At 46.9% G+C, this 5,246-nt stretch carries 2 protein-coding genes; both read right to left on the bottom strand.

Going from position 1 to position 5,246, the window contains the following annotated elements; all coding sequences use genetic code 11:
- Positions 1-314: 314 nt before the first annotated feature.
- Positions 315-2,036: a protein kinase domain-containing protein gene (locus WBA89_RS05020; RefSeq protein WP_424404435.1), complete on the bottom strand. Its 1,722-nt coding sequence runs from the start codon at positions 2,034-2,036 to the stop codon at positions 315-317.
- A 312-nt stretch (positions 2,037-2,348) separates the two neighbouring features.
- On the bottom strand, positions 2,349-5,246 hold a 2,898-nt coding region (locus WBA89_RS05025; protein ID WP_424404436.1), incomplete at its 5' end, for a tubulin-like doman-containing protein.

Below are 5,246 nucleotides of genomic sequence, written 5' to 3' on the forward strand. Positions count from 1 at the left end.
AGTCCGCAAAATGCAGCGGACTTTAGTCCGCACTACCAACCTTTTTTATTATGGCAATCGACCAGACACGATATGATACCAAATCCGAGTCAGCCATCCTGGCGATGATGGGTAGGGTGCGTCGCGAGTTTCATCTCGATTCATAGCGAGAATTGTTCGCGGCGACGCACCCTACTTTCAGGCTCGCGATCGAGGGGATAAGTAACCTGGATTTGGTATGAGTGGCGATCGTAACTGTGACATCTGTATGGGGATTATAGCAAAATTATTTCTCAAAAGATAGGGTTTGAAAGTAATTTTCTTAGTGGGCGAGATTAAAAGAGGGGTTGGTCGTCTTTAGGAGTTGGGGCATTGGGGAGAGAGGGCGAGACTTCTGGCGCTGGTGAGGGTTCGCGGTTATCGGGTGAGAGTTTAAAAAGGTCGTCAGCAGGAGTTGGTGCGAGTTCGGGACTCGGCGGTTCGGGGCTGGGGGATTGGCGGATGGAAGTTTCAATGTTTTGAATTTGCCGATCGTACTCTGCAGAAAGAGTTTTCACTTTGTCAGCAACGAAGGAATCGGAACTAATTGCTTTGAGTTTGTCTGCTGCTTGAATCCACAAATCTTTCTGTGTTGACAATTCGGTTGCTTTTGGCGCATCGGCTGCGATCGCCATAGCTTCTTCTAACTGTTTCTGGGCTTGTTGTTCCCTTGTCAAACGCGCTTCCATCGCCGTCAACTCGCTTTGATAGGAAGGTAGCAGCTTTTGGGCATCGGGGTAGACTTTGGCAGTTTGCGGAATGCTGGATAGTTGGTCGATCGCGCTTTTCATGCGATCGCGAGCCGTCTCCAACTCTTGGGCTGTTTGAGCATTTTGCCCTAAAACACGAGCGTCACCAGCCTGTTTGACCGCGCTGTTGTAACTTTCATTAAAGGGTTTATCCGCTGCACAGTTATTGAGAGCACCGCACAAAAAACCGATGCGGGGCGACTCAAGGGCGGCAACTCCACCGACTAGCAGCAGAATTGGCAAAGCAATTAGGGCGATCGTTTTCCATTGACTTGAATTGCGATCGGGCGGTTTAGGATTGTATGGATTGTCTGGATATTGATTGCTTGCAGGCGAGTATTGATTGCCTGTAGAAATTTCAGTTGTAGATTGTCCGGGATCTGAACTAATTTCAGTATCACTATTAAATTGACCCATAAAATTTTTTCCTTGTGTTTTGCTATTATTATCGAGAGCATTTAAGACATCTCTCGCTGACTGATAGCGATCGCTCGGTTTCTCCTGCAACATCTTGTCAAGTATCGCAGCCAGTTTGTCGCTGACATTCACCTGCGGCGATCGCCACTCCCACTCCCCATCATAATTAATCAAAGTATTTGGTTCTCGACCAGTTAACAAGACGATCGCCGTCACAGCCAAAGCATAAAGATCGCTATTCGGGTAACACTCGCCGCCCCGCAACTGTTCCGACGGACAATAAGCTACTTTTCCCACCTGCGTAGGTTGGTTAGAAATCGCAACACCCCCGCCATTTGCAAGCTGTGTCTCCGCATATTTAACCACCCCAAAATCAATCAGCACCGGTTTTGGTTTACCATTTGGCAGCATGATATTATCCGGCGAAATATCTCGGTGAATAATCCCTTTTCCGTGAATATACTGGAGGACTTCCAGAATTTCCCGCAGCCATTCAACGATATCTTTTTCAGAGAAAGTTTTACTTTTCCGTAAAACTTCGTAAGTTGTACCGTTGACAAATTCCTGCACAATAAACAAGCGCCCATTTTCCTCAAACCAATCCAGAAACTCCGGAATTTGGCGGTGATTGAGCGTGGATAAAATCTTGGCTTCTCGCTCAAATAATTCCCTAGCTTTTTGCAAAGCCGCGGGCGTGGTATTGCTCGGAGCAAACTCCTTGAGAACGCAGTATTTTTTTTCTTGTTTATCTAACGCTAAATAGGTGCGACCAAATCCACCTTGACCTAGAATCCGGTCAATTTCGTAGCGATTTTTAATCGAAGTTCCAGCCGATAATTCTGGTATTATCACTATTTTCTAATCCTGCTTCTATACTTCCTTAACTGGTTCCCAGGCTCTGCCTGGGAACGAGTAACTCGCTTTCACCCCAGTCTAGATCCCCCTCGCATCCCCCTTAAGAAGGGGGACTGTGAGAAGATTCCTGTCCCCCCCTTTTTAAGGGGGGCTAGGGGGGATCTAAGTTTAATAGTCAAACAGCAGTTTCTGACTGGGTTTGACGTTAAGTTGACACGAAGAAGGACACGGTGCGGTGTCATCGATCGTCTCGTGCAACCGGAATTGATATGAAACCCCTGCCACACTGTCGGAATACTACAAAAACCCTCAACCAACTTTAGTTAGCCCCGTACCGCACTTAGCACAGAATTTCGAGCTAGTGGGATTTTTATGGCCGCAGCTAGTACAAAACACAAAGTCTGGTGCAGGTACTGTCGGCGGTTGAATTGGCGGTGCCGCAATACCAACAGGAGCATTAATCACAGTAGGAGCGGTATAAATGCTGCCCAATTCTGGAGGTGCTGCCGTTCCACTTGGTTGAGGCGGCGGCGGAGTTTGTCCGGGTTCCGGCGCTGACAATTTGTAAGTTTCGATCGCCTCTTGAATAATCTTGAGTTCTCGTTTATAAACAGGGCTTTCATTTCCTCCTTCTTTGTCTAACTCAATTTGCCGCTCGTCGAGATATGCTTTCAATTGGCTGAATAGCTGTTGTTTTTGCGGCAAAGTTTCCGCCGCATTCAGGATTTCCGTCACCTGTTTTTGAATCTCTTCTTTGTCAGGACGACAGGCCACAACTTCCAAAAGTTGCACCGTTTCTTCCCAACTCGAAGCCAGGTCTACATTCTCTTTACCCAGCACATTTTGTACCGTGTAGCGAATCACATTTTCCTTGGTATTGCGATTTTCTTCCCGCCGGATAACTCCTAATGCTCGTGCTTGCACCACCAATTGTAAAATTTTCTCATCCTCTGGAAACACATCCCAAAAAGGCGCTTCTTTTTGAATGTGAACTGGGATCGGAGGATCTTTGCTTTCTCCCCGCGCTTTTGCTCGTTTTGCTTCGATTGATTGCCCTTTCCAATCTTGATAAGACTGTCGCAATTCCCGCATTCCTTCAATACAGCGCAGCGAAAAACCGCCGACTTCTTGCACAAAAACAATCCGGTGGCGTTCGTCTTCTCCTAGCGGAGTAATCGCATCATTGCTACCCACCCGTTCTCGGATCAAAGGAATTAATTTGATGGCGGCTGCTTCAGTGGTGTTACGCCCACCAACGAGGGCAGCTTTGGTGTTGAGTGCTTCCGTAAACCCTGCATCTCTGCCACTCATAATGGGTCGGGAAAGCAAAATTAAGGGTTTAGATTTGTCGTAGGCGATCGCCAATTGACTGCGGATGTCACCTTCGTCATTTTTAAACATTTTGAACAGTCCGTCGCAGGCTCCCAAATCTCGCTTCAAGCGACTGCTGTTAGGTGCATTCTTGATAACCAACCGCGTTTTTCGATCGATAATTTCCTTGAAATCTGGATCTTGCACGTCCTGCAATTGCGGCAAGTCAAACAGCCGCATTACCTCATCCGCTCCCCGGTTTTGTTTCCACAGCGGACTAGCTTCTGCGAGCACTTGACTCGACAAATTGCTGCAAGTTCCGTCCATCCCTAATTCATACTTGCTTTTCGCACCTTCAGAAGCACCTGCTAATTGCTCGATCGCATCTCGATACAAATCATTTAACTGTTCGCGGTCAAATAATTTAATACCGTTAATTACCAGCACATCAGCACTGCTTGCTTGTTGGTCTGCTGCTGTTTGAAAGTCGTCGCGATTTTGGCGCAACTTTTGATTTAAGCGAGCCAAACGGCTTTCCAACTCTGTTAAATGCTCTTGCAGCCTGACAATTACTTCCAATCCCAACGATCGGGATTTGCGCTGAACAATTGCAATCAAACTCCCCTCTAACCCGCCCAGAGCCGTAGCACAATACTTTTCCATAGCATCTTGTTTGCTCAAACCAAACTGCTCTTGAAAGTGTCTAATCTCTTCCAAACCCTTTTGGTATTGTTGCAAGAAACGAGCCTCATTTGGCTCCCAAATTTTTTCGGCTTCCCGGCGAAACTTCTCAACAGCATTCTCGAAAATCTGCCGCACTGTGGCGATAAAAGCATCGGCAAATTTAGGCCCTTTGTTGCGGTCTTCCAGAATTGTGTAAAACTCCGCTTCTAGGCTTTTTCGTCCTTCTTTGATAATCCGGTTGCGGTTATCGTACATTTTTTGCAAGTAATCGCCGTGCAGCCGCTCGTCGGGACTCATTTCCCGCAGGTGATCGCTGCGATATTCCTCGACTTTTTTCTGCAAGTAATTGACAAATTCCAGAATTTTGCCTTTTTCCGATCCGAAAATACCCAATAATCCTTGTTGGGTGCATTGCATTTTTTTGTCTGCATTAATTTCGTTGCGGATGCTGTTTACCCAGTTGGAAAGTTCTGCTAAATAAGACTTATCGCCCGCAGCGCTCAAATCAGTCAGCATTTCCATTTCTGTCAACCGAATCCGTTTGAGGTCGCTTTGTACCACCTCCAAGAGATTGGGAACTAATTGCACAGATTCGTTCAGCCACCAAGTCAGAAAATCAGCGGCTAGCCGATTGGATAAAGATGTGCGAATTTGGGCGATCGGAATTTCAATTGTGGACAGCCCAAAACTCATGAATTGTTTGGAATAGCCGCGGCCGCCGGGGTCTTGTGCAGCCCAGGAACCTTTAATGTTATCTCGGATCGATCGCTTGTGGGGAGCAAAATCTGAGGTCAAGTCCAGAAAGATATTCTGACCGATCATTTCCCGAATTTGGTCTAGGGGAAATTCAGTTTCACCGTTTTTAGTTCCGACTAAATAAGTAAAGTCAAAGGCTGGTCTTTTGTCGCGGATTTCATCTATCAAACCGGCGCTGTATTGAACTGCATATTCTGTGCGGTAGTCGGAGAAATAGCTCAATTCCATTAAGGCTGCGTAACCGTTAGCCACAACCCGATCGCCTACATTGATGCCAGCAAAAGCGTTAGGCATCGGCACAATCGCTGTAGTTGTCACGCTCGATGATCCTTGCAGCCACTTGCGGACAGCATAGCCAATATCGATCAGCATCCCGCTACCGGTGCCGCCAGAAATGGAGCCGGTGATAAACACGTTGATGGAGTTCGTGTTTACCTTGACGTTGTATTGGTTCAA

The sequence above is a fragment of the Microcoleus sp. genome, assembly GCF_049646505.1.
In the GTDB taxonomy this organism is placed as follows: domain Bacteria; phylum Cyanobacteriota; class Cyanobacteriia; order Cyanobacteriales; family Microcoleaceae; genus Microcoleus.